The sequence below is a fragment of the Pseudomonas siliginis genome (assembly GCF_024072275.1).
Classification (GTDB): domain Bacteria; phylum Pseudomonadota; class Gammaproteobacteria; order Pseudomonadales; family Pseudomonadaceae; genus Aquipseudomonas; species Aquipseudomonas siliginis.
The window spans coordinates 4,860,952-4,884,798 of sequence record NZ_CP099598.1 but is presented as its reverse complement, the minus strand read 5'-3'; the positions used below and the strand labels follow the sequence as shown (position 1 = coordinate 4,884,798).

24 protein-coding genes and 1 other RNA gene are annotated in these 23,847 nt (G+C 60.7%); 21 read left to right on the top strand and 4 right to left on the bottom strand.

All coding sequences use genetic code 11. From position 1 onward, the window contains the following. Positions 1–169 precede the first annotated feature (169 nt). The 7 genes from rplM to NF676_RS22345 all read left to right on the top strand — a co-directional run bounded on the left by rplM (position 170) and on the right by NF676_RS22345 (position 5,059). A complete protein-coding gene (rplM, locus tag NF676_RS22375; RefSeq protein ID WP_003228062.1) occupies positions 170–598 on the top strand; it encodes a 50S ribosomal protein L13 in 429 nt (142 codons plus the stop codon). A gap of 14 nt (positions 599–612) precedes the next feature. Continuing rightward, a complete protein-coding gene (gene rpsI, locus NF676_RS22370) occupies positions 613–1,005 on the top strand; it encodes a 30S ribosomal protein S9 (RefSeq protein WP_003228056.1) in 393 nt (130 codons plus the stop codon). A gap of 273 nt (positions 1,006–1,278) precedes the next feature. Beyond that, positions 1,279–1,872: a ubiquinol-cytochrome c reductase iron-sulfur subunit gene (gene petA, locus NF676_RS22365; protein WP_007917031.1), complete on the top strand. Its 594-nt coding sequence runs from the start codon at positions 1,279–1,281 to the stop codon at positions 1,870–1,872. Next, a complete protein-coding gene (locus NF676_RS22360) occupies positions 1,872–3,083 on the top strand; it encodes a cytochrome b (protein ID WP_016773261.1) in 1,212 nt (403 codons plus the stop codon). Before petA ends, NF676_RS22360 begins: the two co-directional genes overlap by 1 nt. Next, positions 3,083–3,865, top strand: coding sequence for a cytochrome c1 (locus NF676_RS22355; RefSeq protein WP_016773262.1), 783 nt, complete (start codon positions 3,083–3,085; stop codon positions 3,863–3,865). Before NF676_RS22360 ends, NF676_RS22355 begins: the two co-directional genes overlap by 1 nt. A gap of 146 nt (positions 3,866–4,011) precedes the next feature. Next, positions 4,012–4,629 carry a glutathione S-transferase N-terminal domain-containing protein gene (locus tag NF676_RS22350; RefSeq protein WP_007961620.1) on the top strand — a complete coding sequence of 206 codons (618 nt, stop codon included), beginning with the start codon at positions 4,012–4,014 and terminating at the stop codon, positions 4,627–4,629. 16 nt (positions 4,630–4,645) lie between these two features. Beyond that, a complete protein-coding gene (locus NF676_RS22345) occupies positions 4,646–5,059 on the top strand; it encodes a ClpXP protease specificity-enhancing factor (RefSeq protein WP_016773263.1) in 414 nt (137 codons plus the stop codon). A 48-nt stretch (positions 5,060–5,107) separates the two neighbouring features. Here NF676_RS22345 and NF676_RS22340 read toward each other — a convergent pair whose 3' ends face one another. The 4 genes from NF676_RS22340 to NF676_RS22325 all read right to left on the bottom strand — a co-directional run bounded on the left by NF676_RS22340 (position 5,108) and on the right by NF676_RS22325 (position 8,551). After that, complete coding sequence (locus NF676_RS22340; protein ID WP_024014250.1) at positions 5,108–5,686, bottom strand: BON domain-containing protein; 579 nt, start codon at positions 5,684–5,686, stop codon at positions 5,108–5,110. After that, complete coding sequence (locus NF676_RS22335) at positions 5,683–6,276, bottom strand: phosphoheptose isomerase (RefSeq protein ID WP_008082788.1); 594 nt, start codon at positions 6,274–6,276, stop codon at positions 5,683–5,685. Before NF676_RS22335 ends, NF676_RS22340 begins: the two co-directional genes overlap by 4 nt. 101 nt (positions 6,277–6,377) lie before the next feature. Then, positions 6,378–6,740 carry a YraN family protein gene (locus NF676_RS22330; RefSeq protein ID WP_016773265.1) on the bottom strand — a complete coding sequence of 121 codons (363 nt, stop codon included), beginning with the start codon at positions 6,738–6,740 and terminating at the stop codon, positions 6,378–6,380. Beyond that, entirely contained in the window at positions 6,740–8,551 is a 1,812-nt protein-coding gene (locus NF676_RS22325) for a penicillin-binding protein activator (protein WP_252886786.1), read from the bottom strand. Before NF676_RS22325 ends, NF676_RS22330 begins: the two co-directional genes overlap by 1 nt. A 177-nt stretch (positions 8,552–8,728) precedes the next feature. On the opposite strand from NF676_RS22325, the gene rsmI reads away from it, so the two are divergent. The 14 genes from rsmI to NF676_RS22255 all read left to right on the top strand — a co-directional run bounded on the left by rsmI (position 8,729) and on the right by NF676_RS22255 (position 23,847). Next, a complete protein-coding gene (gene rsmI / locus NF676_RS22320) occupies positions 8,729–9,634 on the top strand; it encodes a 16S rRNA (cytidine(1402)-2'-O)-methyltransferase (protein WP_016773267.1) in 906 nt (301 codons plus the stop codon). Positions 9,635–9,707: 73 nt separating this feature from the next. After that, positions 9,708–10,061, top strand: an RNA gene (rnpB, locus tag NF676_RS22315) — RNase P RNA component class A. Between the two features lie 402 nt (positions 10,062–10,463). Beyond that, positions 10,464–10,919, top strand: coding sequence for a division/cell wall cluster transcriptional repressor MraZ (mraZ, locus tag NF676_RS22310; protein ID WP_007917012.1), 456 nt, complete (start codon positions 10,464–10,466; stop codon positions 10,917–10,919). Then, complete coding sequence (gene rsmH / locus NF676_RS22305) at positions 10,916–11,863, top strand: 16S rRNA (cytosine(1402)-N(4))-methyltransferase RsmH (protein WP_024014247.1); 948 nt, start codon at positions 10,916–10,918, stop codon at positions 11,861–11,863. Before mraZ ends, rsmH begins: the two co-directional genes overlap by 4 nt. Then, the gene (ftsL, locus tag NF676_RS22300; protein ID WP_016773269.1) at positions 11,860–12,153 is read left to right on the top strand and encodes a cell division protein FtsL; all 294 of its coding nucleotides are present in this window, start codon (positions 11,860–11,862) and stop codon (positions 12,151–12,153) included. The genes rsmH and ftsL overlap by 4 nt, the downstream gene beginning before the upstream one ends. Then, positions 12,153–13,892, top strand: a complete 1,740-nt coding sequence (locus tag NF676_RS22295) for a peptidoglycan D,D-transpeptidase FtsI family protein (RefSeq protein WP_174823877.1) — start codon at positions 12,153–12,155, stop codon at positions 13,890–13,892. Before ftsL ends, NF676_RS22295 begins: the two co-directional genes overlap by 1 nt. After that, positions 13,892–15,355, top strand: coding sequence for a UDP-N-acetylmuramoyl-L-alanyl-D-glutamate--2,6-diaminopimelate ligase (locus tag NF676_RS22290; protein WP_016773271.1), 1,464 nt, complete (start codon positions 13,892–13,894; stop codon positions 15,353–15,355). The genes NF676_RS22295 and NF676_RS22290 overlap by 1 nt, the downstream gene beginning before the upstream one ends. Next, complete coding sequence (locus tag NF676_RS22285; RefSeq protein WP_252886785.1) at positions 15,348–16,715, top strand: UDP-N-acetylmuramoyl-tripeptide--D-alanyl-D-alanine ligase; 1,368 nt, start codon at positions 15,348–15,350, stop codon at positions 16,713–16,715. The genes NF676_RS22290 and NF676_RS22285 overlap by 8 nt, the downstream gene beginning before the upstream one ends. Beyond that, positions 16,715–17,797, top strand: coding sequence for a phospho-N-acetylmuramoyl-pentapeptide-transferase (gene mraY / locus NF676_RS22280; protein ID WP_016773275.1), 1,083 nt, complete (start codon positions 16,715–16,717; stop codon positions 17,795–17,797). Before NF676_RS22285 ends, mraY begins: the two co-directional genes overlap by 1 nt. Before the next feature lie 5 nt (positions 17,798–17,802). Continuing rightward, positions 17,803–19,149: a UDP-N-acetylmuramoyl-L-alanine--D-glutamate ligase gene (gene murD / locus NF676_RS22275; protein ID WP_252886784.1), complete on the top strand. Its 1,347-nt coding sequence runs from the start codon at positions 17,803–17,805 to the stop codon at positions 19,147–19,149. Continuing rightward, on the top strand, positions 19,146–20,363 hold the full coding sequence (gene ftsW / locus NF676_RS22270; RefSeq protein WP_016773276.1) for a putative lipid II flippase FtsW: 1,218 nt from the start codon (positions 19,146–19,148) through the stop codon (positions 20,361–20,363). The genes murD and ftsW overlap by 4 nt, the downstream gene beginning before the upstream one ends. Further along, on the top strand, positions 20,353–21,423 hold the full coding sequence (murG, locus tag NF676_RS22265) for an undecaprenyldiphospho-muramoylpentapeptide beta-N-acetylglucosaminyltransferase (protein WP_016773277.1): 1,071 nt from the start codon (positions 20,353–20,355) through the stop codon (positions 21,421–21,423). Before ftsW ends, murG begins: the two co-directional genes overlap by 11 nt. Continuing rightward, positions 21,416–22,876 (top strand): UDP-N-acetylmuramate--L-alanine ligase, encoded by a 1,461-nt coding sequence (murC, locus tag NF676_RS22260; protein ID WP_039761387.1) that lies wholly within the window; start codon positions 21,416–21,418, stop codon positions 22,874–22,876. Before murG ends, murC begins: the two co-directional genes overlap by 8 nt. Continuing rightward, positions 22,873–23,847: a D-alanine--D-alanine ligase gene (locus NF676_RS22255; protein ID WP_016773280.1), complete on the top strand. Its 975-nt coding sequence runs from the start codon at positions 22,873–22,875 to the stop codon at positions 23,845–23,847. Before murC ends, NF676_RS22255 begins: the two co-directional genes overlap by 4 nt.

Here is a 23,847-nt window from a genome sequence, read left to right as displayed (position 1 = left end):
TTCTGCAGTGGAAGTGATGCGCCGCCGCCGAAGAATCTTGCCGTTGAACGGACGCGCCGACCCGAGCCCCCGAAAGCGTCTGTATCCGGCTGCCTTTGACTTGTCAAAGTACGCACTATTCAGTAAGATCCGCCGTCTTATTTACAGGCGGCCCCTGAGGCTATAAAGAATGAAAACTTTTACTGCTAAACCGGAAACAGTAAAGCGCGACTGGTTTGTCGTCGACGCTGCTGGTCAGACCCTGGGTCGTCTGGCCACCGAAATCGCGAGCCGTCTGCGTGGCAAGCACAAGCCTGAGTACACTCCTCACGTTGACACCGGCGACTACATCGTCGTCATCAACGCCGAGCAGATCCGTGTTACCGGCGCTAAAACCACTGACAAAATGTACTACTCCCACTCCGGTTTCCCGGGCGGCATCAAGTCGATCAACTTTGAAAAGCTGATCGCCAAAGCCCCTGAGCGCGTGATCGAGACCGCGGTTAAAGGCATGCTGCCTAAAAACCCACTGGGTCGCGACATGTACCGTAAGCTGAAAGTCTATGCGGGCGCTGCACACCCTCATACTGCTCAGCAGCCCCAAGAACTGAAGATTTAACGGAATAGTTCATTATGTCGGCGACTCAAAATTACGGCACTGGCCGTCGCAAGACCGCAACCGCACGCGTTTTCCTGCGTCCGGGTACTGGTAACATCTCCATCAACAACCGTTCGCTGGATAACTTCTTCGGCCGCGAAACTGCCCGCATGGTAGTTCGTCAGCCGCTGGAGCTGACCGAGACTGTCGAGAAGTTCGACATCTACGTCACCGTGATCGGCGGTGGTGTAAGTGGTCAGGCTGGCGCAATCCGCCACGGCATCACCCGCGCTCTGATGGACTACGACGAAACCCTGCGTAGCGCTCTGCGCAAAGCTGGCTTCGTTACCCGCGACGCCCGTGAAGTTGAACGTAAGAAAGTTGGTCTGCGTAAAGCGCGTAAGCGTCCGCAGTACTCGAAGCGTTAATTCCGCTTCCACGTTCAAAAAAGAACGCCCGCCTCCTCACGGAAGCGGGCGTTTTTTTATGCGTGCGATTTATCAAAGAATTGCGTTGTGACAACTTGCCACAGCCGTAGACCCCCTATACTCCAAGGCTTGAGGGGTTGATCCCCGGGGAATTAACCTTGTCAGAATTGGGGGTTTTCATTACCATTCGGGCAAAATTTTTATAAGTAACATTTGATTTATTTAGTAGACGCCTGATTTAACAGGCCAAAAAAGCTGATGGGAGAGGACTGAATGAGCAATGACGGCGTGAATGCAGGCCGGCGTCGCTTCCTGGTGGCAGCCACATCCGTGGTGGGTGCTGCAGGAGCGGTGGGGGCTGCGGTCCCGTTCGTGGGGTCATGGTTTCCCAGTGCCAAGGCGAAAGCTGCCGGTGCACCGGTGAAAGTGAATGTCAGCAAAATCGAGCCAGGCCAGCAGATGATTGCTGAATGGCGCGGCCAGCCGGTGTTCATTGTCCGCCGTACCGAGGAAATCCTGGGGAATCTCAAGAAGATCGAGGGTCAGCTCTCCGATCCGACCTCCAAAAACTCCACGCAACCCACTTATGTCGACCCGGAAGTACGTTCGATCAAGCCGGAAATTCTCCTGCTGATCGGGATCTGTACGCACCTGGGTTGCTCACCGACCTTCCGTCCCGAAGTGGCACCTGCGGATCTGGGCAAGGACTGGGTAGGCGGCTATTTCTGCCCGTGCCACGGTTCCCACTACGATCTGGCTGGCCGCGTCTACAAGTCGCAACCTGCGCCTTTGAACCTGCCAGTTCCCCCGCATTCCTATGAGACCGATGACCTGATTGTCATTGGCGTCGATACGGAGAAAGCGTGATGAGCAAGTTCATGGATTGGGTTGATGCGCGCTTTCCCGCGACCAAAATGTGGGAAGACCATCTCAGCAAATATTACGCACCAAAAAACTTCAACTTCTTCTATTTCTTCGGCTCGCTGGCGCTGCTGGTGCTGGTCAACCAGATCGTTACCGGCGTCTGGCTGACGATGAGCTATACGCCGTCGGCAGAAGAGGCATTTGCTTCCGTCGAATACATCATGCGCGACGTCGAGTACGGTTCGATCCTGCGTCTGCTGCACTCGACCGGCGCTTCGGCGTTTTTCATCGTCGTCTATCTGCACATGTTCCGCGGCCTGCTCTACGGTTCGTACCAGAAACCGCGCGAGCTGGTCTGGGTGTTCGGCATGCTGATCTACCTGGCGCTGATGGCCGAAGCGTTCATGGGTTACCTGCTGCCGTGGGGCCAGATGTCGTACTGGGGCGCCCAGGTGATCATCTCGCTGTTCGGCGCGATTCCGCTGATCGGCGATGACCTGACCCAGTGGATTCGTGGTGACTACCTGATCTCCGGAATCACCCTGAACCGCTTCTTCGCCTTGCACGTTGTCGCGCTGCCGATCGTGATCCTCGGTCTGGTGGTGTTGCACATCCTGGCGCTGCACGAAGTGGGCTCGAACAACCCTGACGGCGTCGATATCAAGAAGCACAAAGACGAAAACGGTATCCCGCTGGACGGCATCGCCTTCCACCCGTACTACACGGTGAAGGACATTGTCGGTGTCGTGGTGTTCCTGTTCATCTTCTGCTTCATTGTGTTCTTCTTCCCGGAAATGGGCGGCTACTTCCTCGAAAAACCAAACTTCGAGCCGGCTAACCCGTTCAAGACGCCTGAGCATATTGCCCCGGTCTGGTACTTCACTCCGTTTTACGCAATCCTGCGTGCGGTGCCGGACAAGCTCATGGGCGTTATCGCCATGGGCGCGGCGATTGCGGTGCTGTTCGTGCTGCCATGGCTGGATCGCAGTCCGGTGAGATCGATGCGCTACAAGGGCTGGATGAGCAAAATCTGGCTGGTGGTGTTCTGCATTTCTTTCGTGATTCTCGGCATCCTCGGCGTTCTTGCGCCGACGCCGGGGCGCACGTTGCTGTCGCAGGTCTGCACCTTCCTGTATTTCGCCTACTTCATTCTGATGCCGTTCTACACCCGGCTCGAGAAGACCAAACCGGTTCCGGAAAGGGTGACTGGCTGATGAAAAAGTTATTTCTTGCTCTGATTTTTACTGCGCTGCCTTCCCTGGCTTTTGCTGCCGGGGGCCATGGTCCGGAACTGGAAAGTGTCGATATCGACGTCTCCGACAAAGCCGCCCTGCAGGATGGTGCACGGACCTTTGCCAACTATTGCATGGGGTGCCACAGCGCCAAGTTCCAGCGTTACGAGCGCGTTGCCGATGACCTCGGCATTCCGCACGAGTTGATGCTGGAGAAGCTGGTATTCACCGGTGCCAAGATTGGCGACCACATGAACATCGGCATGCAGCCGGCCGACGCCAAGACCTGGTTCGGCGCAGCGCCGCCGGACCTGACTCTGGTAGCGCGGGTACGCGGCACCGACTGGCTCTACGGTTACTTGAAGTCGTTCTACGAAGACCCGGCGCGTCCATGGGGCGTGAACAACAAGGTCTTCCCGAACGTCGGCATGCCTAACGTGCTGGTCGGCCTGCAAGGTCGGCAGGTCGTCGGCTGCAAGCAGGTGCAGATCGTCGAGGACGGCAAGAAGCAATACGATCCGCTGACCGGCACGCCGCTGACTCATGAAGCGTGTGATCAGTTGACCATCGTGCCGAAGTCCGGTGCTCTGAACGAAGAGCAGTTCGATGAGAAGGTCAAGAATCTGGTAACCTTCCTGGCTTACTCGGCTAACCCGGTTAAGCTGCAACATCAGCGCATCGGTACTTATGTCTTGCTGTACCTGGCGTTCTTCTTTGTGTTCGCCTACCTGCTCAAGCGTGAATACTGGAAAGACGTGCACTGATACGCTTCAAGCATTGCTGTTAATCGCGCGCGCCCAAGGGCGCCTCCGCTAAAGCAGGGTCTGCTCAGTCAGACCCTGCGGGAGGTGCCCTCTGGGCGCGCGCGTTTTTCCGGTTCCGACAAATTCAACAAGCGAGGAGGATCGCCATGGGCGTGACCAATCGGTTGGCCTGTTACTCCGACCCCGCCGACCACTATTCCCACCGAGTGCGCATCGTGCTTGCAGAGAAGGGTGTCAGCGCCGAAATCATCTACGTGGAAGCGGGCCGCCAGCCGCCTAAACTGATTGAGGTGAACCCTTACGGCAGTCTGCCGACGCTGGTCGATCGTGACCTGGCGTTGTGGGAGTCGACCGTGGTGATGGAGTATCTGGATGAGCGTTACCCGCACCCGCCGCTGATGCCGGTTTATCCGGTGGCGCGGGCCAACAGTCGTCTGCTGATCCACAGGATTCAGCGTGACTGGTGCGGGCTGGTGGATCTGATTCTGGATCCCAAGAGCAAAGAGGCTGCACGGGTTGTGGCGCGCAAGGAACTGCGCGAAAGCCTGACCGGCGTTTCGCCGCTGTTTGCCGACAAACCGTTCTTCCTCAGTGAGGAACAAAGTCTGGTGGATTGCTGCCTATTACCCATACTCTGGCGTTTGCCGATTCTGGGTATTGAACTGCCGCGGCCGGCCAAGCCGCTGCTTGATTATATGGAGCGTCAGTTTGCGCGTGAGGCTTTCCAGGCGAGTCTGTCTGGTGTCGAACGCGATATGCGCTAAGGCTTAAGGAGCCGCTATGAACTCCAGTCGACCTTATCTGGTCCGCGCGCTCTACGAGTGGATTGTGGATAACGATTGCACCCCGCACATGCTGGTCAACTCCGAGTACCCGGCGGTGCAGGTGCCACAGGGTTTTGCCAGTGACGGCCAGATCGTCCTGAACATCTCGCCCAGTGCCGTGCGTCATCTGCACATGGACAACGACGTGGTGACGTTCGAAGGCCGCTTCGGCGGTGTTCCGCACAGTCTCTACGTGCCGATCAGCGCGATCCTGGGCATCTACGCCCGGGAGAACGGCCAGGGCATGGTGTTTGACCTCGAGTTGCCGATGGACGACGAGGAAGACATCGATCCGGATGACGACTCGCCGCCACCGGGCAGCGAGCCGCCACGTCCGAGTGGCCGGCCAAGCTTGAAGGTTGTGAAATAAAAAAAGGCGATCCGGATGGATCGCCTTTTTTATGTCTGCCTTTTACGGTCAGTCGATGTATTCGAACAGCTTCACGATCTTCTGCACACCGGACACACCCTGAACCAGATTGGTTGCCTGAGTGGCTTCCTGTTTGGTCAGCAGGCCCAGCAGATAGACGATGCCGTTCTCGGTCACGACTTTGATGCGCGAGCCAGGAATGCTGGCGTCGGTGAGCATCTGGGTCTTGATCTTGGTGGTCAGCCACGCGTCGTTCTGGCGCGCGAGCAGGGAGGACGGTTGCAGCACTTGCAGTTCGTTATGCACCTTCTTCACGCGCTGGACGTTGGCGGCGGCCTGTTCGGCTTTGGCCTTGAGGTCTTCGCGTGGCGTCTGGCCGGCGAGCAATACCACGCCGTTGAAGCTGGTAATGACGATGTGCGAGTCGTTGTCCAGTGCCGGATCGGCCTTGGCGATGTTCACGCCTGCTTTGGTTTCGATCAGCGAGTCGTCGATCTTGCTGCCGAAGGTGCGCGTGCCACGGTCGTCTTCGATCGGCGCTTCACGGCTGGCATTTACCACCGAGGTGCAGCCGCTGATGCCGAGGCACAGGGTCAAGGCCAGAAGGCCAAGGCGATTAGGGGTCATTCTTCACTCCCGAACAGTTGGCTGTCGATCAGATCGCAGAGGCAATGGATCGCCAGCAAGTGGACTTCCTGAATACGTGCAGTGACGTTGGCCGGTACGCGAATCTCGACGTCCTCGGGCAACAGCAGCGACGCCATGCCGCCGCCATCGCGTCCGGTCAAAGCTACGACAATCATTTCGCGATCATGTGCGGCCTGGATCGCTTGAATAATGTTCGCCGAGTTGCCGCTGGTCGAAATCGCCAGCAGTACATCGCCCGGCTGGCCGAGGGCGCGGATCTGCTTGGAGAACACTTCGTTGTAGCTGTAATCGTTGGCGATCGAAGTGATTGTCGAAGTGTCGGTGGTCAGCGCAATCGCCGGCAGACTCGGACGCTCGCGCTCGAAGCGGTTGAGCAGCTCCGAAGAAAAATGCTGGGCATCGCCGGCCGAACCACCGTTGCCGCACGAGAGCATTTTGCCTTCGTTGAGCAGGGCGTTGACCATGATCTGGCTGGCTTGCTCGATGTGCGGTGCAAGTACGTCCATCGCCTGTTGCTTGGTGTCGATACTGGCCTGAAAAAGCTGGCGAATTCGGGATTGCATGTCCATCTGTGTGACCTTAAGTGGCGCGGCTGTTCGGCACGTGAATGTGCAGCCGGCAAAGCAAAGAGCAAAATGTGTCGGACGAAAACGGGGCAGGGTGCAGGCGATCAACTGTCGAAAGCATTCTGCAACCAGTTCAGCTGATTCGGGTGGCTGTCGATTGCCACCACATCGAAGCGGCAGGGGGAATTGGCCCAACGCGACTCGCGCTGAAGAAAATACTGTGCTGCAAAGATCAGTTTCTGCTGCTTGCGCTCGTCGATACTGGCGAGCGCGCCACCCCATTGAGTGTTTTTTCTGTAGCGAACTTCAACGAATACTACTGTATCGCCATCAAGCATGACCAGATCAAGCTCGCCGCGTTTGCATAACCAGTTCTGCGCCAACAGGCGCAGACCTTGTTGTTGCAGATGTTCGAGCGCCTGGCGCTCGGCATCCTTGCCGCTTTGCGAGCGTGACCTGTCGGGCATCAGCGCGGGGTGTCCGGCAGGCGCTGCACCTGACCGCTGACGAACTGTGCCCACGGCAACTGGCGCACAACGCGCTGGGTCTGGGTCATGCCGAGGCTGCCCGACTGACCTTCGATGCGGCTGTCCGGCAGGGCCTTGAGTTGACCCAGGCGCGGTGCCAGGCGATAGGCATCGGCGCCCATGGCGTACAGGCGACCGAGGCTGCCATTGGCTTGCGGCCATTGCGCAGCTACTTGCTGGCGCAGCGGATCGCTGGTTTCCAGCAGCCATGGGGTTTCGCAGAAGCGAATGCCGTTCATGTCGTTGTACTGATTGACGTCGCCGCTGGCGCTGTAGACGTGGGAGGTCGCGTAGACCGGCACGTCACCGGCGTACTGGAAATTCAGGGTCGGCTTGATCTGCTGGGCCTGTTGCGGCGTGGCGGCCAAGAAGATGAATTCGATGTCCTGACGACGCGAAGGCTGCGCGGCGACATTGGTGCCGGCAACATTCTGCAGGCTCTTGGCGCGAGCTTCGCTCTGACGCAGCTGGAACATGTCGGCAATCTGCTGGGCCAGTTGCACCGGCTGATCGACACGCTCGGTGGCAACGATGCTGCCGCCATTGGCTTGCCAGTCCTGGCTGAAGGCGCGTAGGACGCGATCGCCCCATTCGCCCTTCGGCACCATGATCGCGGCGCGATGCAGGCCGTCGGCACGGGCGCGACGGGAAACTTCGCGAGCTTCGTCTTCAGCCGCCAGACCGAACTGGAACAACTGCGCCGGGCCTTGCTCGCCTTCGCTGTAGTTCAGCGCCAGGGTGGTGATCGGCAGTTGCGGGCGAGTGCTCAGTTGCTTGACCAGTGGTTTTTCCAGTGGGCCGACTACCAGTTGCACGCCGTCAGCCTGAGCCTTGCGATAGAACTCGTCCATCGAGGTCAGCTTCGAGCTGTCGTAGAACTCGATGGCAGGTGGGTTCTGGCCGGCCTGTTGCGCCTGATAATGCGCGGCCATGAAGCCTTCACGCAGCGCTTTGCCGACCGACGCCAACTGGCCGTCCTGTGGCAGCAGCAGGGCGATTTTGCTCAGTGGCTGGCTGGCCAGTTCCTTGAGTTTGGTCAATGGCAGCGGCAGGTTGACAGCCGCCGGGTGCTTTGGATTTTGCCCACGCCAGTTGTCGATCGCGGCTTGTTGCTGTTCCAGCGTGCCTGCGGTTTTCACCGCTTGCGCCAGAGCCATCCAACCGCCGAGATCGTCGGTGTTGTTCGGTTGCAATTGATCGGTTGGCAGCGAAGCGATCAGGGTCCAGATCGCTTCGTGGTTCTTGCTCGCCGCTTCGCCTTCCAGCATCGGTGCGATGAACACACGTTCGCGGGCAGCGGCCAGTGTCTGGCCGTCGGCTTCAAGGGCGCGGGCGTGAACAGTGCCAGTGCGCACTTGCTGCTCTTCCGGCATTTCCCCGAGCTTCTGGAAGCTCGGATGGCTCAGGGCGGTCAGCGCAGCTTTCGGCTGATTGCGCGTCATGGCCAGTTCGGCGGACAGCGTATTGGCGAAAATCTGCTGGCCTGGCTTGAGTTGCTCCACCGGCACTTGTTGCAGGATTTGCGCGGACTGGCCGGCATTGCCTTGGCGGTAAGCCTGGTCCGCCGCGCTCAGGCGCAGCAGGGCGGCTTGTTCCGGGGTTTTAGCCTGGGCAGCCTGTTCGAGCAGTTGCTCGATGCTGGCGTCCGGAGTCCGTGGAAGTTCGCCAAGGCTGGAGGAAGGGGAGCTGGCACACGCGGCCAACAAGGCAGCGAGGCAGAGGGCAGTGAACAGCCGCAGGCAAGCGATCATGTAAGTGTTCCTGATACTCGATCAAATTAGCGTGGAATTGTACCCAAGCACTGGCCGGGGCGCGATGTTACTGGCGTGAATCGGTCAATTTAGCTGGAGTAAATGTTGCGGCAGCGCACAACCGGGCGAAAAACCGCACTCGGCCGGAGCGCATCGCAAGCCTCATGACGCGCTACAATGGCCGCTTTTACCGATCACGAGGTGTGCGCTTTGACTGCTCCAGGTCCTTTGAATTCCGCTGCTGGCTCGCTTTATGTGGTGGCGACGCCCATCGGCAACCTGGACGACATCAGCGCCCGGGCCTTGAAGATCCTTCGTGAAGTGGCCCTGATTGCAGCGGAAGACACGCGGCATTCGGCGCGCCTGATGCAGCACTTCGGCATCGGCACGCCGCTGGCCGCATGTCACGAACACAACGAACGGGATGAGGGTAGCCGCTTTATTACCCGGTTGCTGGCGGGCGACAACGTCGCGCTGATCTCCGATGCCGGCACGCCGCTTATCTCCGATCCGGGTTATCACCTGGTGCGTCAGGCCCGTGCGGCCGGCATCAACGTAGTGCCCGTGCCGGGTGCCTGTGCGTTGATCGCAGCGCTGTCGGCGGCGGGCTTGCCGTCCGACCGTTTTATCTTCGAAGGTTTTCTGCCGGCCAAGTCGGTCGGGCGCAAGGCGCGGCTGGAAGCAGTCAAAGAAGAGCCGCGCACCCTGATTTTCTATGAGGCGCCGCATCGCATTCTCGAATGCCTGCAGGATATGGAAGCAGTGTTTGGCGGCGAGCGTCAGGCTCTGCTGGCGCGGGAAATCACCAAAACCTTCGAAACCCTCAAAGGCCTGCCGCTCAGCGAACTGCGTGCGTTCGTCGAGTCCGACAGCAATCAGCAGCGCGGCGAGTGCGTGGTGCTGGTGGCCGGCTGGACGGCGCCGGAGTCGGAGGACGCGGTCAGCAGCGAAGCCATGCGCATCCTCGATCTGCTATTGGAGGAAATGCCGCTCAAGCGCGCCGCCGCACTGGCAGCGCAAATCACCGGCGAGCGCAAAAACGTGCTGTATCAGGTCGCGCTGGATAAACAGAAAGGCGTGTAAGCCGTCGCCCATGGCGGTCTGGAGGGTTTTAGCGCTTGTTCTTCCGGCGCTCTGCCGTTAACCTTCGCGGCGGAGAGTCGATCGGACAGTCGCTGCCCTCTATGAAAATTAGGGGGGGGAGGAAAGTCCGGGCTCCATAGGGCGAAGTGCCAGGTAATGCCTGGGAGGCGTGAGCCTACGGAAAGTGCCACAGAAAATAACCGCCTAAGCGCGCAAGCGCCGGTAAGGGTGAAAAGGTGCGGTAAGAGCGCACCGCACGTCTGGCAACAGTTCGTGGCTAGGTAAACCCCACTTGGAGCAAGACCAAATAGGGTCCCAAGGCGTGGCCCGCGCTGGGACCGGGTAGGTTGCTAAAGATGTCCAGTGATGGCCATCGTAGACGAATGACTGTTCAAGACAGAACCCGGCTTACAGATCGACTCTCCACCTTTTTCTTTCCCTGCTTGAAACAAAGAAGACGTGGCTGTGTAATATCAGCCGGCCTGGTCTGAAACTCCGGCAGCGGCAAACGCGGTAATAGCCTTTTCCCACCCTGCTTCAATCAACAGCCGAAGCGCCTTTGTAATACCGAAAAAATCTTACTCTTAACAAACTACTTTAACTTTCGAGCGCAGCTTTCAGTGCTGCATCAAGTTATTGACCAAAACTTCACGTCAGATTCTCGTTGAGCCTCCTTTTACGTCGCTAAATCTCCGTTCTGTAAGGCTTTTCCTTTAATCCGCGCCTTGACGGTGTGGTGGGCGCATTCCTATAGTGTGCGCAAGTGGCGGAAAGTGGCATGAAGTGGGTTTTTTGAGCTCAAAACGATAAAAATTGGAGAAACGCTGACGTGTTTCGCGGAGCTAACGCTATCAGTCTCGATGCAAAGGGCCGTCTCGCCATGCCGAGCCGGTACCGTGACGAGCTCGATTCGCGCAGTTCCGGCCAATTGATCGTGACCATTGATGCCGTTGATCCATGCCTGTGTGTCTATCCGCTCGATGAGTGGGAAATTATTGAAACCAAGTTGCGCGCACTCCCTTCGCTTCGCGAAGAGAACCGTCGCCTGCAACGTTTATTGATTGGTAATGCCGTCGACCTCGAACTCGATGGCAGTGGTCGTTTCCTGGTTCCGCCGCGTTTGCGCGAATACGCCAAGCTCGATAAGCGCGCGATGCTGGTCGGCCAACTGAACAAGTTCCAATTGTGGGACGAGGATGCATGGAACGCGGTATCTGCCGCTGACCTTGCTGCTATTCAACAACCGGGCGCGATGCCTGATGAACTGCGTGATTTGATCCTGTGACTATTGATAGCGGCTTTAACCACATCACCGTACTGCTTGACGAAGCCGTCGAGGCTCTCGCCGTACGTCCTGATGGCTGCTATCTGGATGGCACGTTCGGGCGCGGCGGGCACAGCCGGTTGATCCTCAGCCAGCTCGGGCCGGACGGTCGACTCATCGGATTCGACAAGGATCCTCAAGCGATTGCCACCGGGCAAACGCTAGCGGCCGAAGACGGCCGCTTTGTCGTTGTGCAGCGCAGCTTTGCCGAGCTCGGTTCGGTGGTTGCCGAGCAAGGCCTGACCGGCAAGGTCAGCGGCATTCTGCTCGACCTCGGCGTGTCGTCGCCGCAGCTCGATGACGCCGAGCGCGGCTTCAGTTTCCTCAATGACGGGCCGCTGGACATGCGCATGGACCCGTCCCGTGGCATCAGCGCTGCCGAATTCGTCAACACCGCGCCTGTGGAAGAAATCGCCCGGGTGTTCAAGGAATACGGCGAAGAACGTTTCTCCGGGCGTATGGCCCGTGCCGTTGCCGAGCGTCGTGACATCAAGCCGTTCGAGCGCACCGCCGATCTGGCCGAAGTGCTGAAAGTCGCCAACCCGGCGTGGGAAAAGGGCAAGAACCCGGCCACCCGCGCGTTCCAGGGGTTGCGCATTCACGTCAATAACGAACTCGGCGATCTGGAAGCCGGTCTCGACGCCGCGCTGGAAGCGCTGGAAGTTGGCGGCCGTCTGGTGGTGATCAGCTTCCACTCGCTGGAAGACCGCATCGTCAAACTGTTCATGCGCAAGCTGGTGAAAGGCGAGGCCGACAATTTGCCGCGCAACCTGCCGGTTCGCCACGTCGCCTTCGAACCGAAAATCAAAATCCACGGCAAAGCGCAGACGGCCTCCGACGCCGAACTCAAAGCCAACCCACGTTCCCGTAGCGCCGTCATGCGTGTCGCGGAGAAGTTGCGGTGAGCAAGCTTTTCGCCAAACCACTGCCCGGCGGCAGCTTTCTGATGCTGCTGCTGTTTATCGGCGTGCTGTTTTCGGCCATTGCCGTGTCGTACAGCGCGCACTGGAACCGGCAGTTGCTCAACACCCTTTATAACGAACTGAGCGTGCGCGACAAGGCGCAGGCCGAGTGGGGCCGCTTGATTCTCGAGCAGAGCACCTGGACTGCGCACAGCCGCATCGAAGTGCTGGCCACCGAACAACTGAAGATGCACATACCTGGCGCGGCAGACGTGAAGATGGTGGCGCCATGATGAAACTCGAAGGCGCGCTGTTCCCATGGCGCTTCCGCCTGATGGTGGCGCTGCTCGGTCTGATGGTCGCAGCGATCTGCTGGCGCATCATCGACCTGCAAGTGGTCGACCGTGACTTCCTCAAAGGGCAGGGCGATGCGCGCAGCCTGCGGCATATTCCGATTCCGGCGCACCGTGGCCTGATCACCGACCGTAACGGCGAGCCTCTGGCTGTCAGTACCCCAGTGACCACGCTGTGGGCCAATGCCAAGGAAATGCAGTCGGCCAAAGAGAAGTGGCCGGCACTCGCCGCCGCGCTGGGCCAGAACCCGAAAGCCCTGAGCGAGCGACTCGAAGCCCAGGCCAACAAAGAATTCATTTACCTGGTGCGCGGGCTGACCCCCGAGCAGGGTCAGGCTGTGCTCGATCTGAAAGTGCCGGGCGTCTATGGCATCGAAGAATTCCGTCGTTTCTATCCGGCCGGTGAAGTCACCGCGCACATGGTCGGCTTTACCGACATCGACGATCACGGTCGCGAAGGCGTCGAGCTGGCCTATGACGAATGGCTGGCCGGGGTGCCGGGCAAACGACAAGTCATCAAGGATCGCCGTGGCCGGTTGATCAAGGATGTTCAAGTCACCAAGAACGCCAAGGCCGGCAAGCCCTTGGCGTTGTCGATTGACCTGCGTCTGCAATACCTGGCCAACCGCGAACTGCGCAACGCGATCATCGAGAACGGCGCCAAGGCCGGCAGTCTGGTGATCATGGACGTGAAGACCGGCGAGATCCTGGCCATGGTCAACCAGCCGACCTACAACCCGAACAACCGTCGCAACCTGCAACCGGCGATGATGCGCAACCGCGCCATGATCGACGTGTTCGAGCCGGGTTCGACCATGAAAGCGATTTCCATGAGCGCGGCGATCGAAACCGGTCGCTGGAAACCGAGCGACACCGTCGAGGTGTATCCGGGCTCGTTGCAGATCGGCAAATACACCATCAAAGACGTGTCGAAGACCGAAGGGCCAGTGCTCGATCTGACCGGCATCCTGATCAATTCCAGTAACGTCGGCATGAGCAAGGTCGCCTTCGATATCGGCGGCGAAACCATTTTCCGTCTCGCGCAGAAAGTCGGCCTCGGTCAGGACACCGGCCTGGGCTTCCCAGGCGAACGTGTCGGCAATCTGCCGAACTACCGCGAATGGCGCAAGGCTGAAACTGCAACCTTGTCTTACGGCTACGGTATTTCGGTGACCGCGATCCAGTTGGTGCACGCGTTCTCGGCACTGGCCAACAACGGTCGTCTCGCGCCGCTGACGCTGATCAAAACCGACAAGATGCCGCAGACCACCCAAGTGCTGCCGGAAGCCGTGGCGAAAACCATGCAGGGCATGTTGCAGCAGGTAATCGAAGCGCCGCGCGGCGTGTTCCGTGCGCAGGTGCCGGCTTATCACGTCGGCGGCAAGTCGGGTACCGCGCGCAAGACCTCGGTCGGCACCAAGGGCTACGCAGAAAATTCCTACCGTTCGCTGTTCGCCGGCTTCGGCCCGATGAGCGATCCGCGTTACGCCATTGTTGTGGTGATTGATGAGCCAACCAAGGCCGGTTACTTCGGTGGTCTGGTGTCCGCGCCGGTATTCAGCCGTGTGATGTCCGGCACCCTGCGCCTGATGAACGTGACCCCGGACAACTTGCCGACCACGCAACAGGCCAACGCCACCCCGGTCGTTCCGCTGAAAGCCAATGGAGGGCGCGGCTGATGTCATTAAGTCTGAACAAGATATTCCCCCACGCCGGCCACGATCTGTTGATCCGTGAACTGGCGCTGGACAGCCGCAACGTGCGCGCCGGCGATCTGTTTCTCGCCGTGCCCGGCGGCCGTTTCGATGGCCGTGCGCACATCGCCGATGCCTTGCAACGCGGCGCAGCTGCCGTGGCGTATGAGGTCGAAGGCGCCACCGTATTGCCGATCACTGACGTGCCGCTGATCCCGGTCAAGGGTCTGGCGGCGCAACTTTCGGACATTGCCGGGCGTTTTTACGGTGAGCCGAGTCATCACCTGAACCTGATCGGTGTCACCGGCACCAATGGCAAGACCAGCGTGACCCAATTGGTCGCGCAGGCGCTGGATCTGCTCGGCCAGCATTGCGGCATCGTCGGTACGCTGGGTTCCGGTTTCTACGGCGCGCTGGAAAGCGGCCTGCACACCACGCCGAACCCGATTGCCGTGCAAGCGACCCTGGGTGACCTGAAAAAGGCCGGCGCGAAAGCCGTGGCCATGGAAGTGTCGTCCCACGGTCTGGATCAGGGCCGGGTCACCGCGCTGGCCTTCGACGTGGCGGTGATGACCAACCTGTCCCGCGATCACCTGGATTATCACGGCACCATGCAGGCGTACGCCGAGGCCAAGGCCCGGCTGTTCGCCTGGAATGACCTGAAGTGCCGCGTGGTCAACCTCGACGACGATTTCGGCCGGCAACTGGCGGCGGAAAAACGCGAGTCGCGTTTGATCACCTACAGCCTGCTCGACAGCAGTGCCTACCTGTTCTGCCGCGAAGCGCAGTTCGACGACCATGGTGTACGCGCCACGCTGGTCACGCCGCAGGGCGAGCATCACCTGCGCAGTACGCTGCTTGGTCGTTTCAACCTGAGTAACGTGCTGGCCGCAGTCGGCGCCTTGCTCGGTCTGGATTACGCCCTCGACGAAATTCTCAAAGTGCTGCCGAAGCTCGAAGGCCCGGCCGGTCGCATGCAGCGTCTGGGTGGTGGTACGCAGCCGTTGGTGGTGGTCGATTACGCCCACACCCCGGATGCACTGGAAAAAGTTCTCACAGCACTGCGCCCGCACGTAAAAGGCCAACTGCTGTGCCTGTTCGGCTGCGGCGGTGATCGCGATCGCGGCAAACGTCCGTTGATGGCCGAAGTGGTCGAGCGTCTGGCTGACCAAGTGTTAGTCACCGACGACAACCCGCGCACTGAAGATCCGGCAGTGATCTTCGACGACATCCGCGCCGGTTTCACCGCTGTGGATAAAGTCACTTTCGTCGCCGGTCGCGGCCAGGCCATCGCGCAACTTATCGCTGGCGCGACCGCTGACGACGTGATTGTTCTCGCCGGCAAAGGTCACGAGGACTATCAGGAAATCAACGGCGTGCGCCATGCCTTTTCCGATCTGGTCGAGGCCGATCATGCCCTGACCGCGTGGGAGGTGGCCCATGCTTAAGGCCCTGACACTCAGTGAACTGACCAACGCCCTCGAAGCCCGTTTGATCGGCGCTGACGCGAGTTTCGACGGCGTCAGTATCGACAGTCGTGCGATCCAGCCCGGCCAGTTGTTCATCGCCCTGACCGGCCCGCGTTTCGACGGTCATGATTATCTGAACGACGTTGCCGGCAAAGGCGCCGTCGCTGTATTGGTCGAGCGTGAAGTCGCCGACAGCGCGTTGCCGCAATTGCTGGTCAAGGACACCCGTCAGGCGCTGGGCCAACTCGGCGCGTTGAACCGTGCTGCGTTCACCCAGCCAGTGGCGGCGGTGACCGGTTCCAGTGGCAAGACCACGGTCAAGGAAATGCTCGCGAGCATCCTGCGCACGCGCGGTCCGGTGCTGGCGACCCGTGGCAACCTGAACAACGACCTCGGCGTACCGCTGACCCTGATCGAACTGGCGCCGGAACACACCTCGGCTGTCATCGAACTGGGCGCTTCGCGTCTCGGTGAAATCGCCTACACCGTCGGCCTGACCAAGCCGCACGTAGCGATTCTGAACAACGCCGGCACCGCTCACGTCGGTGAGTTCGGCGGTCCGGAAAAAATCGTCGAAGCCAAAGGCGAAATCATCGAGGGTCTGGCCGCCGATGGCATCGCCGTGCTCAACCTCGATGACAAGGCCTTCGGTATCTGGAGGGCCCGCGCTGCCGGTCGTCAGGTGCTGACCTTCGCTCTCAGCAACAGCGAGGCGAATTTCCACGCCAGCGATCTGGCCACCGATGCCCGTGGTTGCCCGGCGTTCAATCTGCACACGCCTGAAGGTAGCGAGCGCGTGCAACTGAACCTGCTCGGTACTCATAACGTCGCCAATGCCCTGGCTGCCGCCGCTGCTGCTCACGCCTTGGGCGTGTCGCTGTTCGGCATCGCCACCGGCCTCGGTGCGGTGCAACCGGTCAAGGGGCGCACCGTCGCGCAACTGGCGAAAAACGGCATGCGCGTGATCGATGACACCTACAACGCAAACCCCACCTCGATGTGCGCGGCCGTTGATATACTCGCCGGCTTTTCCGGCCGCACCGTCCTGGTGCTCGGCGATATCGGCGAGTTGGGCGACTGGGCGGAGCAGGGGCACCGCGACGTGGGCGAGTACGCCCGAGGCAAGGTTTCCGCGCTTTACGCGGTCGGGCCGAACATGGTCCACGCGGTAAACGCTTTCGGTGAGCAGGCGCAGCACTTCGGCACACAGGCCGAGCTGATCCAGGCCCTCGCCGCCGAGCAGGACACAAACACCACCATTTTGATCAAGGGTTCGCGCAGCGCAGCGATGGAAAACATCGTTGCGGCTCTGTGCGGGTCCAGTCTGGAGAAACATTAATGCTGCTGCTGCTAGCGGAGTATCTGCAACAGTTCTACAAAGGCTTCGCGGTCTTCCAGTACCTGACCCTGCGCGGGATTCTCGGTGTGCTGACCGCGCTGGTCTTGTCGCTGTGCTATGGCCCGTGGATGATCCGTACTCTGCAGAACCGTCAGATCGGCCAATCGGTGCGCAACGACGGTCCGCAATCGCACCTGTCCAAATCCGGTACGCCGACCATGGGTGGCGCGCTGATTCTGTCTTCGATCGGCGTCAGCACCTTGCTCTGGGCTGACCTGAGCAACCGCTACGTCTGGGTGGTGCTGCTGGTGACCCTGCTGTTCGGCGCCATCGGCTGGGTCGACGATTACCGCAAAGTCATCGAGAAGAACTCCCGTGGCCTGCCGAGCCGCTGGAAGTATTTCTGGCAGTCGGTGTTCGGCCTCGGCGCTGCGATCTTCCTTTATATGACTGCCGCGACGCCGGTGGAAACCACGCTGATTCTGCCGATGCTCAAGGACTACAGCATCCCGCTGGGCGCCGGTTTCATCGTGCTGACCTACTTCGTCATTGTCGGTTCGAGCAACGCGGTCAACCTGACTGACGGCCTCGACGGCCTGGCGATCATGCCGACGGTGATGGTCGGCGGCGGCCTGGGGATTTTCTGCTACCTGTCGGGTAACGTGAAATTCGCCGAATACCTGCTGATTCCTTACGTGCCGGGCGCGGGCGAATTGATCGTCTTCTGCGGCGCGCTGATCGGCGCTGGTCTGGGCTTCCTGTGGTTCAACACTTATCCGGCGCAAGTGTTCATGGGCGATGTCGGTGCACTGGCACTCGGCGCGGCACTGGGCACCATCGCGGTGATCGTTCGTCAGGAAATCGTCCTGTTCATCATGGGCGGCGTGTTCGTGATGGAAACCCTGTCAGTGGTCATTCAGGTTGCCTCCTTTAAGCTGACCGGTCGCCGCGTGTTCCGCATGGCGCCGATCCACCACCACTTTGAACTCAAGGGCTGGCCCGAGCCGCGCGTGATCGTCCGTTTCTGGATCATCACCGTGATTCTCGTCCTGGTCGGCCTTGCCACCCTGAAGCTGAGGTAGAACGAGTGTCTCTGATCGCTTCTGACCACTTCCGCATCGTTGTCGGCCTCGGCAAGAGCGGCATGTCCCTGGTTCGCTTCCTGGCGAACCGGGGCACGTCGTTTGCTGTGGCCGACACGCGGGAAAATCCACCGGAACTGGCCACGCTCAAGCGTGACTATCCGCACGTGGAAGTGCGTTGTGGCGAGCTGGACGTCGAATTCCTCTGCCGTGCCGACGAGCTCTACGTGAGCCCCGGCCTGGCGCTGGCGACCCCGGCCCTGCAAGCCGCAGCAGCCCGTGGCGTGAAAATGTCCGGCGACATCGAGTTGTTCGCGCGTAACGCGCGGGCGCCGATCGTCGCGATCACCGGTTCCAACGCGAAAAGCACCGTCACTACTCTGGTCGGCGAGATGGCGGCTGCGGCCGGCAAGCGCGTCGCCGTTGGCGGCAACCTAGGCACGCCGGCGCTGGATCTGCTCAGCGACGATGTCGAGTTGTACGTCATGGAGTTGTCGAGTTTCCAGCTGGAAACCACCGACCAGCTCAACGCCGAAGTCGCCACCGTACTGAACATCAGCGAAGACCACATGGATCGCTACAGCGGTCTGCCAGCCTATCACCTGGCCAAGCACCGGATCTTCCGGGGCGCGAAGCAGTTTGTGGTCAACCGTCAGGACGCCCTAAGCCGTCCATTGATCGGCGAAGGCCAGCCATGCTGGACCTTTGGCCTGAGCAAACCGGATTTCAAAGCGTTCGGCATTCGCGAAGAAGACGGCGAGAAGTACCTCGCCTTCGAATTCCAGAACCTGATGCCCGTGCGTGAACTGAAGATTCGCGGTGCGCATAACCAGTCCAACGCGCTCGCCGCATTGACACTGGGTCACGCGGTGGGCCTGCCGTTCGACGCCATGCTCGCGGCGCTGCGCACGTTTGCCGGGCTCGAACACCGCTGCCAGTGGGTGCGCGATCTCGACGGCGTGGCTTATTACAACGACTCCAAAGCCACCAACGTTGGCGCCGCTCTGGCCGCGATCGAAGGCCTCGGTGCGGACATCGACGGCAAGGTCATTCTGATCGCCGGCGGTGACGGCAAAGGCGCCGAATTCAACGATCTGCGCGATCCGGTGGCGGCCAACTGCCGCGCTGTGGTCCTGATGGGCCGCGACTCCGACAAGATCGGCGCAGCCCTTGGCGATGCCGTGCCGCTGATCCGCGCGACCTCGCTGGTCGACGCCGTCGCGCAATGCCGCGCAGCTGCCCAGCCGGGTGACGTGGTGCTGCTGTCTCCGGCCTGCGCCAGTTTCGACATGTTCAAGAATTACGAAGACCGTGGTCACCAGTTCGTCCGCGCTGTGGAGGAACTGGCATGAACTTGAGAAACATCATCAAGCCGTACCCGTCGCCGCTGATCACCGGGCGTGGCATCGACCTCGACTTCCCGATGCTCGCCGGTTGCCTGGCGCTGCTCGGCCTGGGCCTGATCATGATCGCTTCGGCGTCCACCGAAGTGGCGGCGGCGCAGTCGGGCAGTCCGCTGTATTACATGATTCGCCACCTTATCTATGTGGTGCTGGGCCTGGGTGCGTGCATTGTCACCATGATGATCCCGATCGCCACTTGGCAGCGCCTCGGCTGGATGATGCTGATCGGTGCGTTCGGCCTGTTGGTGATGGTGATCATCCCCGGCATCGGCCGCGAAGTGAACGGTTCGATGCGCTGGATCGGTTTCAGCTTCTTCAACGTGCAGCCGTCGGAAATCGCCAAGGTGTTCGTGGTGATCTACCTCGCCGGTTATCTGGTGCGCCGGCAGAAAGAAGTGCGCGAGAGCTGGATGGGCTTCTTCAAGCCGTTCATCGTGCTGCTGCCGATGGCGGGTCTGTTGCTGATGGAACCGGACTTCGGTGCCACCGTAGTCATGATGGGCGCGGCGGCGGCGATGCTGTTTCTTGGCGGGGTCGGACTGTTCCGCTTCTCGCTGATGGTAGTGCTGGCGGTTGGCGCGGTGGTTTTGCTGATCCAGATGCAGCCGTATCGAATGGCGCGTCTGACCAACTTCGCCGACCCGTGGGCCGACCAGTTCGGTGCCGGCTATCAGTTGTCGCAGGCCTTGATCGCTTTCGGTCGCGGCGAGTGGCTGGGCGTCGGCCTGGGCAACAGCGTGCAGAAGCAGTTCTACCTGCCGGAAGCGCATACCGACTTCGTGTTCTCGGTACTCGCCGAAGAGCTCGGTGCGGTCGGTTCGTTGTGCACCGTCGCGCTGTTCGTGTTCGTGTGTATTCGCGGCATGTACATCGGCCTGTGGGCGGAGAAGGCCAAGCAGTTCTTCGCCGCTTACGTGGCTTACGGCTTGTCGTTCCTGTGGATTGGTCAGTTCCTGATCAACATCGGTGTGAACGTCGGCCTGCTGCCAACCAAGGGTCTGACTTTGCCCTTCCTCAGTTACGGCGGCAGCTCGCTGGTGATCTGCTGCGCCTGTCTGGGCCTGTTGCTGCGCATCGAGTGGGAGAGTCGGACCCACCTGGGCAGCGAAGAGATGGAATTCCAGGAGAGCGACTTCGCCGAGGAGCCGACTCATGGGCGCTAACGTATTGATCATGGCCGGCGGTACCGGCGGCCACGTGTTCCCGGCGCTGGCCTGTGCCCGCGAGTTTCAGGCGCGCGGCTACACCGTGCACTGGCTCGGCACGCCACGGGGGATCGAAAACGAACTGGTCCCGGCGGCTGGGCTTGAACTGCACCGGATCAACGCCAGCGGTCTGCGTGGCAAGGGCAAGCTGTCGCTGCTCAAGGCGCCGCTGATGCTGCTGAAATCGGTGTGGCAGGCGCGGGCGATCATGCGCCGTCTGAAGCCGGTGTGCGTGGTTGGCTTCGGCGGTTATGTGACCGGCCCTGGTGGTCTTGCCGCGAAACTGGCTGGCGTGCCGGTGATCGTTCACGAGCAGAACGCTGTCGCCGGCACCGCCAATCGGTTGCTGGTGCCGTTCGCCGCCCGAGTGTGTGAAGCGTTCCCCGACACCTTTACTCTGTCGGACAGCCGCCGTACCACCGGTAATCCGGTGCGCAGCGAGCTGTTCCTCGACACATCGCGACCGGCGCTGGCCGGGCGCAAAGCGCGTTTGCTGATCCTTGGCGGCAGCCTGGGCGCAGAACCGTTGAACAAATTGCTGCCTGAAGCCCTGGCCCAAGTCGCTGCCGACCTGCGCCCGGAAGTGTTTCATCAGGCCGGTAAAAACCACGATGAAGTGACTGCCGAGCGTTACCGCGCCGTGGGCGTGGAGGCGCAGGTGCAGCCGTTCATCAAAGACATGGCCCAGGCCTATGGCTGGGCTGACCTGGTGGTGTGCCGCGCTGGCGCGTTGACCATCAGTGAGCTGGCGGCCGCCGGTCTGCCCTCGATGCTGGTGCCCTTGCCCCACGCGATCGACGATCACCAGACCCGCAACGCCGATTATTTGGCCCGCGAAGGCGCTGCCTTCCTGATGCCGCAAAGAACGACTGGTGCCGCGGATCTTGCCGCGCGCCTGACAGAGGTCTTGATGCAACCGCAACGACTCGAAGCAATGGCCCAAGCGGCCCGCCGACTGGCCAAACCCGATGCCACCCGTAGCGTGGTCGATACCTGTCTGGAGGTGGCCCATGGTTGAGAATCAGAAAGCCATGCCACAACCGGAAATGCGCCGCATCCGTCGCATCCACTTCGTCGGCATCGGCGGCGTGGGCATGTGCGGTATCGCTGAAGTGTTGTTGAACCTGGGCTATCAAGTCTCCGGTTCCGACCTGAAAGCCTCGCCGGTCACCGAGCGCCTGGAATCCTTTGGCGCGCAGATCTTCATCGGTCACCGTGCCGAGAACGCCGCTACCGCCGACGTGCTGGTGGTGTCGAGCGCAGTGAACACGTCCAACCCGGAAGTGGCGACTGCCCTTGAACGCCGCATTCCAGTGGTGCCGCGTGCAGAAATGCTCGCCGAGCTGATGCGCTATCGCCACGGCATCGCCGTCGCCGGTACCCATGGCAAAACCACCACCACCAGCCTGATCGCTTCGGTGTTCGCGGCCGGTGGTCTGGACCCGACATTCGTGATTGGTGGTCGTCTGAACGCAGCGGGCACCAATGCCCAGCTCGGCACCAGCCGTTACCTGATCGCCGAAGCCGACGAAAGCGATGCGAGCTTCCTGCATCTGCAGCCGCTGGTGGCCGTGGTCACCAACATCGACGCCGACCACATGGCGACCTACGACGGTGACTTCAACAAACTGAAGAAAACCTTCGTCGAATTCCTGCACAACCTGCCGTTCTACGGTTTGGCGGTGATGTGCCTGGACGATCCGGTGGTGCGCGAAATCCTGCCGCTGGTCAAGCGTCCGACCGTGACCTACGGCTTCAGCGAAGACGCCGATGTGCGCGCGATCAATGTCCGTCAGCAGGGCATGCAGACCTTCTTCACCGTCCTGCGCCCGGATCGCGAGCCGCTGGACGTGTCGGTGAACATGCCCGGCAACCACAACGTGCTCAACTCGCTGGCGACCATCTGCATCGCCACCGACGAAGGCGTCAGCGATGAAGCCATCGTTCAGGGCCTGTCAGGCTTCCAGGGCGTCGGTCGACGCTTTCAGGTCTACGGCGAGCTGCCGGTGGACGGCGGCAACGTGATGCTGGTCGACGACTACGGTCACCACCCGACCGAAGTCGCTGCCGTGATCAAAGCCGTGCGCGGTGGCTGGCCGGAGCGTCGTCTGGTGATGGTCTACCAGCCGCACCGCTACAGCCGCACCCGTGATCTGTACGACGACTTCGTCAATGTACTGGCCGACGCCAACGTGCTGCTGCTGATGGAAGTCTATCCGGCCGGCGAAGAGCCGATCCCTGGCGCCGACAGCCGCAAGCTGTGCAACAGCATCCGTCAGCGCGGTCAGCTCGACCCGATCTACATCGAGCGGGGCGTCGACCTGGCGCCGCTGGTCAAGCCGCTGCTGCGCGCCGGCGACATTCTGTTGTGCCAGGGCGCTGGTGACATCGGCGGTCTCGCGCCGAAGCTGTTGAAAAGTGAATTGTTCGCCGGCGCCGTGGCGGCGCCGGTCGAGGGGAAGTTGAAATGACTGCTGCCTACGCCAAGCTGTTCTCCACCATCGCGCCGAAAGACTTCGGCCGCGTCGCCGTGCTCTTCGGTGGCCTGAGTGCCGAGCGTGAGGTTTCGCTGAAATCCGGCAACGCCGTGCTCGAGGCGCTGCAAAGCGCTGGCGTCGATGCGTTCGGCATCGATGTCGGTGAAGACTTCCTGCAGCGTCTGCTCAGCGAAAAGATCGACCGCGCGTTCATCATTCTCCACGGTCGCGGCGGTGAAGACGGGAGCATGCAGGGCCTGCTCGAGTGCGCCGGCATCCCTTACACCGGCAGCGGCATTCTTGCTTCCGCACTGGCGATGGACAAACTGCGCACCAAGCAGGTCTGGCACAGTCTCGGGATTCCGACGCCGCGTCACGCCGTGCTGTGCAGCGAAGCCGATTGTATTTCCGCAGCGACGGAACTGGGCCTGCCTTTGATCGTCAAACCGGCGCATGAAGGTTCAAGTATCGGGATGGCCAAAGTGAATTCTGCGTCCGAGTTGATCGACGCATGGAAAGCGGCCAGTACCTACGATTCGCAAGTGTTGGTCGAGCAATGGATTCAAGGTCCGGAGTTCACCATCGCCACCCTGCGTGACCAGGTGTTGCCTCCAATCGCCCTGGGTACACCGCACACATTTTACGACTACGACGCCAAGTACATCGCCAACGATACCCAGTACCGCATTCCGTGCGGGCTGGATGCGGCCAAGGAACAGGAACTTATGGAACTCACGGCCAAGGCCTGTGAGGCGCTGGGTATCGCCGGTTGGGGCCGGGCGGACGTGATGCAGGACGCCGACGGGCAGTTCTGGTTCCTCGAAGTCAATACCGCACCGGGCATGACCGATCACAGCCTGGTGCCGATGGCGGCGCGGGCTGCCGGTCTGGATTTCCAGCAACTGGTTCTGGCCATTCTGGCCGCCAGCGTTGAAGACGCAGGCGCAACAGAGGCGCGAGGTTAA